Origin of the sequence: Aeromonas sp. MR19 (assembly GCF_963899305.1) — a bacterium.
Classification (GTDB): domain Bacteria; phylum Pseudomonadota; class Gammaproteobacteria; order Enterobacterales; family Aeromonadaceae; genus Aeromonas; species Aeromonas bestiarum.
Genome location: NZ_CAWQWZ010000021.1, coordinates 74010 through 87768, shown reverse-complemented (window position 1 = coordinate 87768; position 13759 = coordinate 74010). Strand labels below are relative to the sequence as shown.

Here is a 13759-nt window from a genome sequence, read left to right as displayed (position 1 = left end):
CCCCACCTCCTCCTGAGCTAAGCTGTAATGGCTAAAGGTCTGCCATCATTGGTATTTTTGCCAAGGAGGAGGAGAACATGGTCAAGTACCGAAAGATCCTGGTCGTTATCAACCCGGAAGAAGAGCGGCAAATTGCCCTCGAACGTGCGGTCAAGGTGGCTGAGCTGGATGAAGGCGCTCAACTGACCCTGTTGCTCACCATTTACGACTTCTCGTACGAGATGACCGCCATGCTGTCGGTGGACGAACGGGAAGAGATGCGCCACGGCGTGATCGCCCAGCGCCGTGAATGGCTCGACGATATTCTGAAACCCTACCGAGCCAAGGGGCTGGACTGCGAGATCAAGGTGGTCTGGCACAATCGGCCCTTCGAATGCGTCATTCAGGAAGTGCTGGAAAACCGCCACGATCTGGTGGTCAAGGCGACTCACCATCACTCGTTTCTGCAAACCTTCATCTTCACCCCGACCGACTGGCACCTGCTGCGCAAGTGTCCCTGCCCCGTCCTGCTGGTCAAGGAGGGTCATTGGCAACGGGGCGGCAACATCATAGCCGCCATCAATTGTTCCAGCGACGACCAGGATCAGAAACTGCTGAACGAGCGGATCACGGAGGAAGGGATCGCCATCGCCGAGCTGCTCGGTTCCAACCTCTACCTGGTCAACACCTATCCCGGCACCCCGGTCAACGTGGCCATCGAGCTGCCGGAGTTCGATCCCAACGCCTACAACGATGCCATTCGCAAACACCATGAGGGCCTGCTGCTGAGCCATGCCGACAAATTTGGCATCAGTCATCTGTGGACCCGGGTGGCGGAAGGCCTGCCGGAAGAGGTGCTGCCCGATCTGGCCGAAGACCTGCAAGCCACCCTGATGATCATGGGCTGTGTCGGTCGCACCGGCCTCTCCGCCGCCCTGCTCGGCAATACCGCCGAACACGTGGTGGACAGACTCGCCTGCGACATGCTGATCCTCAAACCCGCCGATTACAGCTGCCCGGTAGACAGCCGGCGCAGTCAATCATAAGACGCCTTTCATCCTGGCATCTTGCCCTCCCCCGGGACATGGCTATAATAACGCGCTTATTTGTGTCCCGGGTTTTACGAGCATGCTAGAAGAGCTGAACGCCAAAGATAAATACAGTTTCAACAAACTGCAGAAGCGCCTGCGGCGCAACGTAGGTCAGGCCATCGCCGACTTCAACATGATTGAAGAGGGCGACAAGATCATGGTGTGCCTGTCCGGTGGCAAGGACAGCTTCGCCATGCTCGACATCCTGATGAGCCTGAAGGCAAGCGCCCCCATCCATTTCGATCTGGTGGCCGTCAACCTGGATCAGAAGCAACCCGGTTTCCCCGAGCACGTGCTGCCGGAATACCTGGCCACCCTGGGCGTCGACTTCAAGATCGTCGAGGAAGACACCTACTCCATCGTCAAGGACAAGGTACCGGAAGGCAAGACCACCTGCGCCCTCTGCTCCCGTCTGCGCCGTGGCATTCTCTATCGCACCGCCCAGGAGTTGGGCTGCACCAAGATTGCCCTCGGTCATCACAGGGACGACATACTCGAGACCCTGTTCCTCAACATGTTCTACGGTGGCAAGCTCAAATCCATGCCGCCCAAGCTGGTGAGCGATGATGGCAAGAACGTGGTGATCCGCCCGCTGGCCTACTGCAAGGAGAAAGACCTGGTGCGCTATGCCGAGGTCAAGGCCTTCCCCATCATCCCGTGCAACCTGTGCGGTTCGCAGGAGAACCTGCAGCGTCAGGCCATCAAGCAGATGATGCAGGATTGGGATCGCCGCTTCCCGGGTCGTATCGAGACCATGTTCACCGCCATTCAGGACGTGATCCCGAGCCATTTGCTCGATCACAAGCTGTTTGACTTCAAGAGCATCAACCGCGACTCCGGCATCATAGATGGCGGTGACAAGGCATTTGATCCGCCTGAACTGCCCAAGGCGCCGCTGCTGGACATCGACGAGATGGACATGCTGGATGTGATTGAAGTGCGCTAAACACGATAGACACAAGTCCACAGCAACAAAAAAGGAGCGCCAGGCGCTCCTTTTTTTATCTCACTGGCAAGCGGCTGGCTCACTCCTTGTGCAGCCAGGGGGTCAATCGCAGTATCTCCCCCTGCAGTTGCAACTTGCCCGCGGCGAAATCCGCCAGCTGCGCGTTGCTCAGCAGCAGTTGCCCCCCCTGCCAGGAGAGCGGTTGCTGGCGGGTACCGTCAACCAGATAGGCGGTGCCCGTCGGTTGTACCAGGGTCACCCGCACGCCCGCCATCTCGGGCAGGAAATACTTGCCGACCATGCCGGCCAGCTTGCTCAGCAGAGCCTGCATATCCTGCTGACGCCCGGCCACCTCGGCCACCTTGAGATCCCACTGGCTGCCTGACACCGGCTGCACATCGGCCATCACCTGCACCGACAGATCGCAGGCCGTGTGCGCTTCGGTCAAGCCCACCACCACGGTCGCCTTGTCCAGATTGAGATCATCGTCGTAGGGCAGCCGCAGCTCGCTGTCTACCGTCACCTCGGCGGCCACGTCCCGATCCAGGGTTGAGACCCGGGCCGAGGTGAGCAGGCAGCGCTGGCCATTTTGCGGATCGGTCAGGTAAAACCCCAGCCTGGCGTGACCAAACTCCCCCTTGGCGAAGGTCTTCATCTGGCTGTAGAAAGTACTGTACTGCAGATCCAGTGAAGGCTGCGCCAAGCCCAGGGTAGGCAACAGCAGCAAGCCTGCCGCCACGCCATGTCGAGTCCTCTTCATATGCCGTCCTTTTGCATCGCGCACTCGTCATGCGCTGAAATATGCCTGCGCCAGGCTGCAGGCTTGTTATGCGTTGAAATGATTTGGGCCTTCGCTCACTTCCGTCACTTCGACCGCGACCCCGCACAGATCCCGATAGAGGATCCCCTTGCAGTTGAAGTAGAGGGGGGCCACCCAGACAAGGCCCAATCCCATGGGGATCAGCGCCAGGAAAAACAGCGCCAGCATGACGCCGTGCAGCAGCACTATGCTGGGCCAGCCACGGGCAAACAGCTTGAGCGATACCAGAATGGCCTGCACCGGTGACAGCCCGCGCTCCAGTACCAGCGGCACCGAGAACACCAGTCCCATGCCGATCAACGCAGACGGGATGAAGGCCAGCACCACCGGCAGGCCCACCAGTTCAAACAGGGGGCCGAACAGGCTGGTGAGCATGCTGCCCAGCAGACTCAGGCTGCCCAGACGCAGGAAGTGGCGAAAGAAATCGAATACCTGGCTCGGGCGGGCACGCACACCGACCGACTGTTGCAATCCCAGCATGTCGAGGGACGAGGTCATGGGCGACATCATGATGGTGATAAGCAGGCTCAGCACCAGGGCTATGTCCATTCCCCCCTCCTGATTGAGGTAGGGTGCCAGCAGGGTATTGCTCAGCAATATCCAGATGGCCGTGACACCGACGATGGCCAGCAACAGGCCGAAACCGGTGCGCCGCGTCTGTTGCCAACTCTCCTGCAATACCCCCTTGAGGTCGAGACGATATCCCTGACTCAGGGATTGTTCGAGGGAACCACCGATCCGCATTTTATTACTCAATTGACTATCCAACATCAGAAAAACCACTATTCAGGGAGCACATTATAGCGATTTGACCCGGCATGCGTAGCCGTTTTTCCCCTTATCTGCTGACCAAAAAGTCTTTGATTTCATAAGGGCCCGTCATCGCAGTCGGCGCCGCGTCCGTCCGGAACAGATTATCCACGCCAGGATCTTGCCCCCATCCGCATCCGCCGTCGGGCGTCCCCGTGGGGCTGATCTCCCTGCCTTGGCCCGCCGCGGCTATGGGCGTAGGATGCCAGAAGCCGTCACCCGTTTCTGCTCGCCGCCACCTCCCCCATCCGGATTGCCCGGTGGCGACCGCTTCACAAGGAGAATTGCATGTCGGATCTGACCCTGTATCTCGCCCCCGGCACCTGTGCCATGGCCGTGCACATAGCCCTGACCGAGGCCAAGGCTCACCATAACATCAAGGTGCTCGACCTGACGGCCGGGGAGCAGCGCTCCGCCGCCTACCTCGCCATCAATCCCAAAGGCCGGGTGCCGGCTCTGGTTACCGAGCACGGCGTGCTGACCGAAACCCCGGCCTTGCTGCTCTATGTGGCGCAGCGCTTCCCTAACGCCCGGCTTGCACCGCTGGACGATCCCTTCCTGCTGGCCCGCATGCAGGAGGTGAACAGCTTCCTCGCCTCCACGGTACACGTCTCCCATGCCCACGGTCGCCGTGGCAGCCGCTGGGCCGATGACGAACAGGCCATCGCCGCCATGAAGGCCAAGATGCCGCAGAACATGCGCGATGGCTTTGCCGAGATTGAACGCCACTATCTGGTCGGCCCCTGGGTGCTGGGAGAGAGTTTCAGCCTGGCCGACATCTATCTGTTCGTGGTCGCCAGCTGGCTCGAGAGCGATGGCGTGGCCATCGGCGAGTTCCCCAGGGTAGCGGCCCACCATCAACAGATGCTGGCACGCCCCGGCGTGCAGCAAGCCCTCGCCCTCTAACCCGGTATCTGCGGGTGCCAGTGCTCTGTCTGGCACCCTTTTTCCCCTCTCCATCCCCCGCATTGAGATCGTTTTCACATTTCTGCCATCTCACTGTGGATCGCGCGGGCCTTAGGGCCTATCTTTCTCGCATGACGCAACCGGTTGCGTAACCGGTTGCCTAGATGAACATCAGATATGCGGACGCGAGTCTGCCGAGGTGCTGTATGAAACGAGGCAAGCTGCTCAATGCTCCCCTGAGTGCCCTGGTGGCACGGATGGGTCACACCGACGAGATCACCGTCTGCGACGCGGGCCTGCCCATTGCGGCGGGGCCGGAGCGCATCGATCTGGCGCTGATGGCGGGCACCCCCAGCCTTGCAACCGTGCTGGCCGCCCTGCTCACCGATCTGGTGGTGGAGAAGGTGATCATGGCGAGCGAGATAAAACTGATCAGCCCGGCCGCCCATCAGGCGCTGGTCGATCAGCTGGAGGCGCACGCCGCTGCCCAAGGCAAGCCCATCACCATCGAATACTGCCTGCACGAGGCGTTCAAGACCCGCTCCCGCCAGAGCAAGGCGATCGTGCGCAGCGGCGAGGTCACCCCCTACGCCAACATTATTCTCTGCGCCGGTGTGGCGTTTTAAGCCTCTTCAAGGAAGCTGCAAATGAGCACAACCTCCTCCTCGCCCATTTCGCCCATTCTGGAACTCACCGGGATCGTCAAGACCTTCCCCGGTGTACGCGCCCTCGATGAGGCTGGCCTCAAGGTCTACCCGGGCCAGGTGATGGCCCTGCTCGGCGAAAATGGCGCCGGCAAGTCCACCCTGATGAAGGTGCTGACCGGCATCTATCAGGCCGATGCGGGCAGCGTCAGCTATCGCGGCCAGCCGGTGCACTTCAAGGGCCCCCGCGACTCCCAGGATCAGGGGATCAGCATCATCCACCAGGAGCTGAACCTGCTGCCTGAATTGTCGATTGCCGCCAACATCTTCCTCGGCCGCGAACCGCGTACCCGTTTTGGCAGCATAGACCACCGCCAGCTGCGCGAGCGTGCCAGCGGCCTCTTGGCCCGCCTCGGCGTCAAGCACGGGCCGGATACAAGGCTTGGGGATCTCTCCATCGGTGAACAGCAGATGGTGGAGATCGCCAAGGCGCTGTCGTTCGATGCCAGCGTCATCATCATGGATGAACCCACGGATGCGCTGACCGACACCGAGACCGAGCAGCTGTTTGTGGTGATCCGTGAGCTGCGCCAGCAGGGCTGCGGCATCGTCTACATCTCCCACCGTCTCAAGGAGATCTTCCAGATCTGCGACCGGGTTACCGTACTGCGCGATGGCAAGTGGATCGGCGAGAAGGCGGTGAGCGAGCTCGATGAAGACAGGATCATCGAGATGATGGTGGGTCGGCGGCTGGAGGAGCAGTATCCCCGTCTGCAACGAGAGCTCGGCCCCGTCAGCCTGCAAGTGAAAGATCTGGCCGGCCCCGGCGTGCGCGGGGTGAGCTTCTCCCTGCGTCAGGGGGAAATTCTGGGCTTCAGCGGCCTGATGGGTTCCGGCCGTACCGAGTTGATGAAGCTTATCTACGGCGCCAGCCCCATCAGCGCAGGTGCGGTCGAAGTCGATGGCAAGGTCATGGTGCCGCGCAGCCCCGCCGATGGCCTGGCCGCCGGCATCGCCTACATCTCCGAGGATCGCAAGGGCGATGGCCTGGTGCTGGAGCTGTCGGTGCGCGAAAACATGAGTCTGTGCGCCCTCGGCGAGTTCATCCGCCACGGCAAGATCGACGGCAAGGCCGAACGTCAGGCGGTGAGCGACTATGTGCGGCTGTTCAACATCAAGACCCCGAGTCAGGATCAGCTGATAAAACTGCTCTCCGGCGGCAACCAGCAGAAGGTCGCCATCGCCAAGGGACTGCTGACACGGCCCAAGGTGTTGATCCTGGATGAGCCGACCCGCGGCGTCGACGTGGGGGCCAAGAAGGAGATCTACCAGCTCATCAACCAGTTCAAGAAGGAGGGGATGAGCATCATCCTGGTCTCCTCCGAGATGCCGGAAGTGCTCGGCATGAGCGATCGCATCATGGTGATGCACGAAGGGCGCATCAGCGCAGAATTCATGTCCGCAGACGCCAATCAGGAGAAACTGATGGCGGCGGCAGTCGGTAAACAGTGGCAATCAGAGCAAGAGGCCTCCCAATGACAACCCAAACCCTTCCTCGCCGCGGCATCATGAGCAAGGCCTGGTGGATCGAGAACAAATCCCTGGTCGCCCTCCTGGTGCTGATCGGCGTGGTCTCGGCCTTAAGCCCCAACTTCTTCACCGCCGACAACCTGCTCAACATACTGCGCCAGACCTCGGTCAACGCCATCATGGCGGTCGGCATGACGCTGGTCATCCTCACCGCCGGCATCGATCTCTCGGTCGGCTCTGTGCTGGCCCTGTGCGGCGCCCTGGCGGCAACCATGGTGGCCATGGAGCTGCCCATCTGGCTGGTGGTGCCCCTCACCCTGGGAGCCGGTGCCCTGCTCGGCGGCGTCAGCGGTCTCATCATCGCCAAGGGCAAGGTGCAGGCCTTCATCGCCACCCTGGTCACCATGACGGCCCTGCGCGGCGTGACCATGGTCTATACCGAGGGACGTCCCATCTCCACCGGTTTCAGTGACGGCGCCGATCACTTCGCCTGGCTGGGTACCGGCTACCTGCTCGGCCTGCCTGTGCCCATCTGGCTGATGGCCATCGTCTTCCTGCTGGCCTGGTTCATGCTCAACCACGCCCGCCTCGGCCGTTACATCTACGCCCTGGGCGGCAACGAGTCGGCCACCCGCCTCTCCGGCATCAATGTGGCCAGGGTGAAGCTGGCGGTGTATGGTCTGTGCGGCATGCTGTCGGCACTGGCCGGGCTCATCGTCACCTCTCGCCTCTCCTCGGCCCAGCCGACCGCCGGCATGGGGTACGAGCTGGATGCCATCGCCGCCGTGGTGCTGGGGGGTACCAGCCTGATGGGGGGCAAGGGTCGCATCATGGGAACCCTGATCGGGGCGCTCATCATCGGCTTCCTCAACAACGCCCTCAACCTGCTCGACGTCTCGTCCTATTACCAGATGATCGCCAAGGCCAGCGTGATCTTGCTCGCCGTGATGATCGATAACAAAAGCAAGTAAGCACACACAAGGAATGAAATGATGAAAAAGCTCAATACCCTGCTCGCTGCCGCCATCATGTCCGTGCTGGGCACCGCCCAGGCCGCCGATCACACTCTGGCCATGGTGGTCTCCACCCTCAACAACCCCTTCTTCGTCACCATGAAAGAGGGGGCCGAAGCCAAGGCCAAGGAGCTTGGCTACGAGCTGGTGGTGCTGGACTCCCAGAATGATCCGGCCAAGGAGCTCTCCAACATGGAAGATCTCACCGTGCGCAAGGTCAATGCCATCCTGATCAACCCGACCGACTCCGAGGCAGTGGGCAACGCCATCCGCCTGGCCAACAAGGCCAACATCCCAGTGCTGACGCTGGACCGCGGCGCGGCCCAGGGTGACGTCAAGGCCCACATCGCCTCCGACAACGTGGCCGGCGGCAAGCTGGCCGGTGACTTTATCACCCAGAAACTGGGGGCCGGTGCCAAGGTCATTCAGCTGGAAGGGATCGCCGGTACCTCGGCCGCCCGCGACCGTGGCGAAGGTTTCGCCCTGGCCGTGGCCGCCAACAAGCTGGAAGTGCTGGCCTCCCAGCCCGCCGACTTTGACCGCACCAAGGGTCTGAACGTCATGGAGAACCTGCTGGCCGCCCACCCGACCGTGCAGGCCGTGTTCGCCCAGAACGACGAGATGGCGCTGGGTGCCATCCGCGCCGTGCAAGCCGCCGGCAAAGAGGTGATGATCGTCGGTTTCGACGGCACTGACGATGGCAAGGCCGCCGTGGCCAAGGGTAAACTGGCCGCCACCGTGGCTCAGCAACCTGCGCTGATCGGTGCCATCGGCGTGGAAACCGCCGACAAGGTGCTCAAGGGCCAGCCGGTGGAAAAATCCATCCCGGTCCCGCTGCAAGTGGTCAGCAAGTAAGCCGACGGGGGGAGGTTCGCCTCCCCCTTTACCTCCTGTCTTCGATTAATCGTGCAGCTTGGCTTGGGCCCACTCAAGCCAAGATGTTCCAAATCAAGGGTGATAAGAATGAATCGTCTCGTTGTTCTGGGCAGTGTCAATGCAGACCATGTGCTGCGCGTTCCCCACTTTCCTCGCCCCGGTGAAACCCTGACCGGCCACAGCTATCAAGTCGTCCCCGGTGGCAAAGGGGCCAATCAGGCGGTTGCCGCCGCGCGCCTCGGCGCCCCCGTCGCCTTTATCGCCCGCATCGGCGATGACGCCATCGGCCAGCAGATGCGCCAGGGCTTTGCCCAGGACGGCATAGACGTCAGCGCGGTGGAACTCGACGACACCCTGCCTACCGGTATCGCCATCATCTATGTGAGCGACGAGGGGGAGAACAGCATAGGCATCTCCGCCGAAGCCAATGGCGCCCTCTCCCCCGCCATGGTCAAACGCCATGAAACCCTGATTGCCGACGCCCACACCCTGCTGTTGCAGCTGGAAGTGCCGCTGGAGAGCGTGTTCGAAGCCGCCAGACTGGCTAGATCCCACGGCACCCGGATGGTGCTCAATCCGGCGCCCGCCCAGCCGCTCTCTAGCGAGCTGCTGGCGCTGGTGGATCTCATCACCCCCAACCAGACCGAGGCCGAGCTGCTGACTGGCGTCAAGGTCACCGACGAGGCCAGCGCGGCTCAGGCGGCGGCCCGCTTCCACCAGATGGGGATCAGCGATGTGATGATCACCCTGGGCTCCCAAGGGGTCTATTGCAGCAACGCCCGGCAGCAGCAACTGATCCCGGGTTTTCGGGTCGAGGCGGTGGACACCACGGCCGCAGGCGACACCTTCAACGGCGCCCTGCTGGCCGCCGAGCTGGCCGGCGCCGATTTCAAGGCCGCGGTGCGCTTTGCCCACGGCGCGGCTGCGCTCTCTGTCACCAAGTTCGGCGCCCAGAGCTCGATCCCGAGCAAGCAGGAGGTCGAGGCCTTCCTGCTCGCCCAGACTGCGCAGGGGCACTGATGGCCAATATCAAGGAGGTGGCGGCGCGGGCCCAGGTCTCTACCACCACAGTTTCCCACGTCATCAACGAGACCCGCTTCGTGGCCGAGGAGACCCGGGAGCGAGTCTTCGCCGCCATGCGCGATCTCAACTATGCCCCCAGCCTGGTGGCCCGCAGCCTCAAGGTGAAGGAGACCAACAGTATCGGCATGCTGGTCACCACCTCCAGCAACCCCTTCTTCGCCGAGGTGGTGCGCGGGGTGGAGCGCTACTGCTTCGAGCAGGGCTACAACCTGATGCTGGGCAACACCGAGGGGCAGGCCGAGACCGCCCTCTCCTACCTCAAGATGATGCTGCGCAAGCGGGTCGACGGCCTGCTGATCATGTGCAGCGAGGGGCAGCAGGAGGTGTTCAACCAGCTCGACTGGCTCAAGAGCCTGCCTGTGGTGGTGATGGACTGGGGCATGGAGAGCAAGGACGTGGATCTTATTGCCGACAACTCCCATCGCGGCGGTTACCTGGCCACCCGCCACCTGCTGGCGCTCGGCCACACCGACATTGGCTGCATCACGGGCCCCCACAGCCGCGCCCCCGCCAATCAGCGCCAGTCCGGCTTCGAGCAGGCGATGCAGGAAGCGGGGCTGACCATCAATCCGGCCTGGATCCAGGAGGGCGACTTTGACTGCGCCAGTGGTTTCAGCGCCATGCAGCAGTTGCTGGCTCAACCCAAACGGCCGAGCGCCCTCTTCATCTTCAACGACATGATGGCCATGGGGGCCATCAGCGCCGCCCATCAGGCGGGCTTGAACATACCGCAGGATCTCTCCATCGTCGGCTATGACAACGTGGCGCTGGCGCAATACCTGTCACCGCCGCTCACCACCATCAATCAGCCCAAGGAGGAGCTGGGTCGCCTCGCCGTCACCCGGCTGCTGGCGCGGATCAACGGGGTGGCGGTGGATAATCACCTGATCACGGTCGATCCTGACTTGGTGATCAGACAATCCTGCGCCCCCTTCCCCGCCCCCTGATTTTCTGAACACATCATGCAAAAAGGGCGACCCAGGGGTCGCCCTTTTTATCGCAGCCAGTCAGGCCTGCTGCCGCTCAGCCTGCGCAATCTGGGCCAGGCGTATCACGCCCAGTCGCTGTGCCAGCGGCGCCAGCAGACCGGCGTGCGCCGACGCCACCGGCAGCCAATAACGCAGTGGCCAGCCCGCCGCCAGCAAGTCCGGCGTGCTGCTGCCAATCTCGCGGAGCGCCAGGGTACAGGCGCACTGGTTCAGCTTGGCCAGCAGGGCGACATCCTGCTGCAGGCTTGGCAGCAGCAGGATTGGCTCGACATGGGCCAGCGCGGGCAGATAGGCCAGCACATGGGCCAGCTGAGCCTGATGCGTGAGCGCGATCAGCAGCGGCTGCGGATCACCGCCGGCAGGCTGATCATGCTCTTGCAGCAGCCGTGCGATCACGGGCCCCAGTATGCCGCCCTCCTGCAGCCAGCCCATCTCGCAGGGCGTCAGCGTCTCCTGCCAGCGCAGTGACAAACCTGTCACCGCGGCGCCGCTCTCGCTGCCGAACCGCTGGGTATCGACCACCAGAGGGGAAGGCGCCACGTTTGCCAGCCAGTCCCGCAACTGGTGCAGCTGGCGCTGGGTCAGTTGCAACTGCAGCTGCATCCCGGGCTCGAACCAGGCGAGATCCCCATCGGCATCGCGCTTGGCCTGATTGAGAGCCAGAATGGCCTGATCCAGCAGCCGCTTGGGATCCGGTTCCTCCTGCACCTGGGCAACCCCCAGCCGGCACGCCAGCTCGAAACTGCTCTCCCGGGTCACGAACTCGAAATGGAGCAGGCTCATCAACGCCTGGATCTGCGCCGCCATGCTCTGCCGCCCGGCGGTCAGGATCACCGCAAACTCATCCCCACCCAACCGGTAGGCATGACCGCCATGGGCTTGCTGCAGCTTATCGGCCACCGTTTGCAGCAATCTGTCTCCCACCTGATAGCCGAGCAGATCGTTGACCTGTTTGAAGCGCTTCAGATCGAGCACCACCAGCGCCAGGGCATGGGCATGGGCATGGGCATGGGAAGAGTCCAGCGAGCGTGCCAACTGTTCCTGCAAGGCGCGGCGATTGCCGAGCCGGGTCAGGGGATCGAGCAGGGAGAGGCGCCGGTTTTGCAAGTTGGCACGAATGAGGGCAAACACCAGCACACCACCGGTCACCAGCAGGATCAGTTGCCAGATCTGCAGCCAGAACAGGCTGCTGCGGATCTGGTTGACCGAGGCTTCCCGCTCCTGGCCGGAGAGGATCTGATCGCCAATCTGCTCAATCTGGCGGGTCTGCTCGGCAATCTGGGTCTGCAGTTGTTCGAGCTCGGCCCCTTCTCGCAGTTGCCCGGCCTGTATCTGGGGTTCGAGCCGCTTTATCTGTTCGAACAGTCCGGCCAACGCCTTGCCCAGCCCGTGACGCTCGCGCGCCTCGGCGGTTTCACTGCTGATGAGGAAGATATCCAGCCGGTTCCACAACAGATCGTAATTGAGGCTCAGGGTCTCCATCTCCAGTTGCCCGGCCCGATAGAGACGCAACTCATAGAGGAAACGCTGGGACTCCAGCATCACCTGGCTGATGTTCCAGTGGATGTTGCGATAGAAGGTATCGACCAGCTGCTCCTGGCGGTGTTGCAGATAGAGCCCGCAACCCGAGGAAAACAGAAACAGCAAGGTGATCGAGACCAGCAGCAGGTTATGGCGCTGACGACCCATCAGTCGATGATCTCGATGCGGGTCACCTGCCAGACCATGCAGTTATGAATGGGGGGAATGTCCAGCTTGGGGTGGCTGGAAAACGGGATCAGCAGCCAGAGCGGCCCCTTGTTGCGCCGGGTCAGCGGCTTGTCATCCTCGTGGCGCACCAGAGTCAGGGGCACACCGTCAAACAGGGCCAGGTCCACCACCTGCTGATAGCCGTTGAGGGCCGAGACGGCAATCTTGCTGGCACTCAGAATTCCCTGCGCCGCGAGTACGGCCGCCAGGGTCGGACCACGATAATGGTGCGAGCCCTGAGTCCAGGGCGTGGTGGTGGTGAACTCGGTTTGTGGCAGGGCGGCCAGCGCCGCGTCATCGAGCGTGAGCTGCTTGCCGTTGGGCAGCACCAGCGTCATCAGGGGGGTAGATGCCAATGCGCTGGCGCTGGCCAGCATCAGGAGGAAAAAAGCGATCCATTGCTTCACTGTGGTCATGATGATTTGCGCCAACTGCGTCCCATATTTGGGTTGCCAGTGTGGCGATTTCACCAGGTCATTGCAACTGTGGCATGCCACGGTTGCTCAGGATCCGCGCATCTCCATCCAGTTGTGACCGTCTATCTGCTTGGGTTGATGTACACCGCAACGTTGCAGCAACTCGTCAACGAAGGCGGGCACCAGCAGGGAGGCAGGTCCATAGCGTTTCTCGTCAAACTGGCTGCCCACCTCGCTCGGTTCCAGATTGAGCTCTATGGTATGGGCACCGTTCAACCCGGCCTCATGCACGAAACCGGCGGCGGGATAGACGGCACCCGAGGTACCGATGGAGATGAAAAGGTCGCACTGGGCCAGTGCGCCGTAGATGCGATCCAGCCCCAGCGGCATCTCGCCAAACCAGACCACGTGCGGGCGCAATGGCTGGGGAAACTGGCAGCAGGAGCAGAGCTCATCCTGATGCAGATCGCCACGCCACTCGATCACCTGGCCCGACTCGGGACAGCGGGCCTTGAGCAGCTCCCCGTGCATGTGGATGAGGTTCTTGCTGCCCGCACACTCGTGCAGGTTGTCGATATTCTGGGTCACCAGGGTGACTGTGCCCGGCAGCAGGCGTTCGAGGCGAGCCAGCGCATAGTGGGCCGGGTTGGGGTGGATCTGCGGCTGTTGCAGCTGATGGCGGCGCGAGTTGTAGAAGCCTTGCACCAGGGCGGGATCCCGCGCGTACCCTTCCGGGGTCGCCACATCCTCCACCCTGTGCTCTTCCCACAGACCGTCGCAGGCCCGGAAGGTCTTGATGCCGGATTCGGCAGAGATCCCGGCGCCGGTAAGGATGACGATGTGTTTAGCTGACTGCACCATGATGGATTCCCTCTGACCGCATACAAGGCTGACCTTAGCACAGGGT

The 13759-nt window shown here is 62.2% G+C and carries 14 protein-coding genes; 9 read left to right on the top strand and 5 right to left on the bottom strand.

What is annotated here, in order from left to right; translation table 11 throughout:
• Positions 1 to 77 precede the first annotated feature (77 nt).
• Positions 78 to 1025, top strand: a complete 948-nt coding sequence (gene uspE, locus AACQ95_RS13175) for a universal stress protein UspE (protein ID WP_043135363.1) — start codon at positions 78 to 80, stop codon at positions 1023 to 1025.
• A gap of 82 nt (positions 1026 to 1107) precedes the next feature.
• On the top strand, positions 1108 to 2016 hold the full coding sequence (gene ttcA / locus AACQ95_RS13170; protein ID WP_042037821.1) for a tRNA 2-thiocytidine(32) synthetase TtcA: 909 nt from the start codon (positions 1108 to 1110) through the stop codon (positions 2014 to 2016).
• A gap of 79 nt (positions 2017 to 2095) precedes the next feature.
• Here the strand turns inward: ttcA and AACQ95_RS13165 are convergent, their stop codons facing one another.
• Both AACQ95_RS13165 and AACQ95_RS13160 read right to left on the bottom strand, forming a co-directional pair.
• Positions 2096 to 2776, bottom strand: coding sequence for a DUF2987 domain-containing protein (locus AACQ95_RS13165; RefSeq protein WP_241278715.1), 681 nt, complete (start codon positions 2774 to 2776; stop codon positions 2096 to 2098).
• A 66-nt stretch (positions 2777 to 2842) separates the two neighbouring features.
• Positions 2843 to 3580 carry a hypothetical protein gene (locus tag AACQ95_RS13160; protein WP_052159041.1) on the bottom strand — a complete coding sequence of 246 codons (738 nt, stop codon included), beginning with the start codon at positions 3578 to 3580 and terminating at the stop codon, positions 2843 to 2845.
• Positions 3581 to 3934: 354 nt separating this feature from the next.
• Here AACQ95_RS13160 and AACQ95_RS13155 point away from each other — a divergent pair, with 354 nt between their 5' ends.
• From AACQ95_RS13155 to AACQ95_RS13125, 7 genes are all read left to right on the top strand, one after another.
• Positions 3935 to 4552 (top strand): glutathione S-transferase family protein, encoded by a 618-nt coding sequence (locus AACQ95_RS13155; RefSeq protein WP_241278714.1) that lies wholly within the window; start codon positions 3935 to 3937, stop codon positions 4550 to 4552.
• Between the two features lie 206 nt (positions 4553 to 4758).
• The gene (gene rbsD, locus AACQ95_RS13150; protein ID WP_241278713.1) at positions 4759 to 5178 is read left to right on the top strand and encodes a D-ribose pyranase; all 420 of its coding nucleotides are present in this window, start codon (positions 4759 to 4761) and stop codon (positions 5176 to 5178) included.
• Between the two features lie 21 nt (positions 5179 to 5199).
• Entirely contained in the window at positions 5200 to 6735 is a 1536-nt protein-coding gene (gene rbsA, locus AACQ95_RS13145; protein ID WP_241278712.1) for a ribose ABC transporter ATP-binding protein RbsA, read from the top strand.
• Positions 6732 to 7697, top strand: coding sequence for a ribose ABC transporter permease (rbsC, locus tag AACQ95_RS13140; protein WP_241278711.1), 966 nt, complete (start codon positions 6732 to 6734; stop codon positions 7695 to 7697). The genes rbsA and rbsC overlap by 4 nt, the downstream gene beginning before the upstream one ends.
• A gap of 21 nt (positions 7698 to 7718) precedes the next feature.
• Positions 7719 to 8594 carry a ribose ABC transporter substrate-binding protein RbsB gene (gene rbsB / locus AACQ95_RS13135; protein ID WP_043555794.1) on the top strand — a complete coding sequence of 292 codons (876 nt, stop codon included), beginning with the start codon at positions 7719 to 7721 and terminating at the stop codon, positions 8592 to 8594.
• 108 nt (positions 8595 to 8702) lie between these two features.
• Positions 8703 to 9635, top strand: a complete 933-nt coding sequence (gene rbsK / locus AACQ95_RS13130) for a ribokinase (RefSeq protein WP_241278710.1) — start codon at positions 8703 to 8705, stop codon at positions 9633 to 9635.
• Complete coding sequence (locus AACQ95_RS13125; protein WP_103470727.1) at positions 9635 to 10645, top strand: substrate-binding domain-containing protein; 1011 nt, start codon at positions 9635 to 9637, stop codon at positions 10643 to 10645. The genes rbsK and AACQ95_RS13125 overlap by 1 nt, the downstream gene beginning before the upstream one ends.
• A gap of 60 nt (positions 10646 to 10705) precedes the next feature.
• On the opposite strand, the gene AACQ95_RS13120 is transcribed toward AACQ95_RS13125, so the two are convergent.
• The 3 genes from AACQ95_RS13120 to cobB all read right to left on the bottom strand — a co-directional run bounded on the left by AACQ95_RS13120 (position 10706) and on the right by cobB (position 13713).
• Positions 10706 to 12376 carry a GGDEF domain-containing protein gene (locus AACQ95_RS13120; protein ID WP_241278709.1) on the bottom strand — a complete coding sequence of 557 codons (1671 nt, stop codon included), beginning with the start codon at positions 12374 to 12376 and terminating at the stop codon, positions 10706 to 10708.
• Positions 12376 to 12852 (bottom strand): hypothetical protein, encoded by a 477-nt coding sequence (locus AACQ95_RS13115; RefSeq protein ID WP_043555890.1) that lies wholly within the window; start codon positions 12850 to 12852, stop codon positions 12376 to 12378. Before AACQ95_RS13115 ends, AACQ95_RS13120 begins: the two co-directional genes overlap by 1 nt.
• A gap of 87 nt (positions 12853 to 12939) precedes the next feature.
• Positions 12940 to 13713 carry a Sir2 family NAD+-dependent deacetylase gene (cobB, locus tag AACQ95_RS13110; RefSeq protein ID WP_043135373.1) on the bottom strand — a complete coding sequence of 258 codons (774 nt, stop codon included), beginning with the start codon at positions 13711 to 13713 and terminating at the stop codon, positions 12940 to 12942.
• Positions 13714 to 13759 lie beyond the last annotated feature (46 nt).